A 1,358-nucleotide genomic window follows, 5' to 3' on the forward strand; every position below is an offset into this window, starting at 1 on the left:
ATCGGACAGGCGCTGCTGCAGGCCGCCACCACCGGCGAGGCCGACCTGCCCTACTACCTGGCGCGTAACGAGCAGGGCATGGTCCACGCGTCGGTGGCCTACGCCAAGATGCGTGACCGGCTGGCCGCCTTCGCCTGCACGGCCTCCACCGGACCCGGCTCCACCAACATGATCACGGGTGCGGCGCTGGCCACCACCAACCGGCTGCCGGTACTGCTCCTGCCGTCCGACATGTTCGCCACCCGCGCCGCGGATCCGGTGCTGCAGCAGCTGGAGGACACCCGGGGCGGGGACGTCACCGTCAACGACGCCTTCCGCGCGGTGTCGAAGTACTTCGACCGCATCTCGCGCCCCGAGCAGCTCATCCCGGCCGCCCTGGCGGCGATGCGGGTGCTCACCGACCCCGTCGAGACGGGTGCGGTCACCCTCGCACTGCCGCAGGACGTGCAGGCCGAAGCCTACGACTGGCCGCTGGCGTTCTTCCGGCGGCGGGTGTGGCACGTGGGCCGCCCGGTGCCCGAGCCGGCCGCCGTGGAGCGGGCCGCGCGGCTACTGCGCGGGGCGCGCAGGCCGCTGATCGTGGCCGGCGGCGGGGCTGTGTACTCCGGTGCCGAGACCGCGCTGCGCGCGTTCGCCGAGGGCACCGGGATCCCGGTCGCGGACACGCACGCCGGCAAGGGCGCGGTGCCGTGGGACCACCCCTGCTCGGTCGGCGGCATCGGCTCCACCGGGTCGTATGCGGCCAACGAGCTCGCCAAGGATGCGGACGTCGTCGTGGGCATCGGCACCCGCTACTCCGACTTCACCACCGCCAGCCACACCGTCTTCGGCAACCCGGATGTCACGTTCGTCAACCTCAACGTCGCCCGCCTCGACGCCGTGAAGCATTCGGCGGAGCCGCTGGTCGCGGATGCGCGGCTGGGCATCCAGGCCCTCGCCGGGGCACTCACCGAGTGGGAGGTCTCGGCGGAGTACCGCGCGAGGACCCGCGAACTGATCGCCCGGACCCGGGAGATCGAGGAGGGCTGCTTCAAGGTCGGCCATGGTCCGCTTCCGGCGCAGACCGAGATCCTCGGCGCACTGAACGAGGTCCTGGACGACCGTGCCGTGGTCATCAACGCCGCCGGGTCGATGCCGGGTGATCTGCAGCAGCTGTGGCGGGCGCGGGACCCCAAGGCCTACCACGTCGAGTACGCCTACTCCTGCATGGGCTACGAGGTCGCCGCCGGTGCCGGCGCGAAGATGGCCGACCCCTCCCGCGAGGTCGTCGTCCTGGTCGGTGACGGCTCGTACCTGATGATGGCTCAGGAAATCGTGACCATGGTCTCCGAGGGCCTGAAGGTCATCATCGTCCTGGT

Annotated in this window: 1 protein-coding gene; it reads left to right on the plus strand. The window is 71.4% G+C overall.

Features of this window, described 5'->3' with window-relative positions:
* A partial coding sequence (locus ACFYWX_RS47715; protein ID WP_389431810.1) for a thiamine pyrophosphate-dependent enzyme occupies window positions 1-1,358 on the plus strand: 1,358 nt, incomplete at both ends.

Source organism: Streptomyces sp. NPDC002888 (assembly GCF_042888465.1).
In the GTDB taxonomy this organism is placed as follows: Bacteria; Actinomycetota; Actinomycetes; order Streptomycetales; family Streptomycetaceae; genus Streptomyces.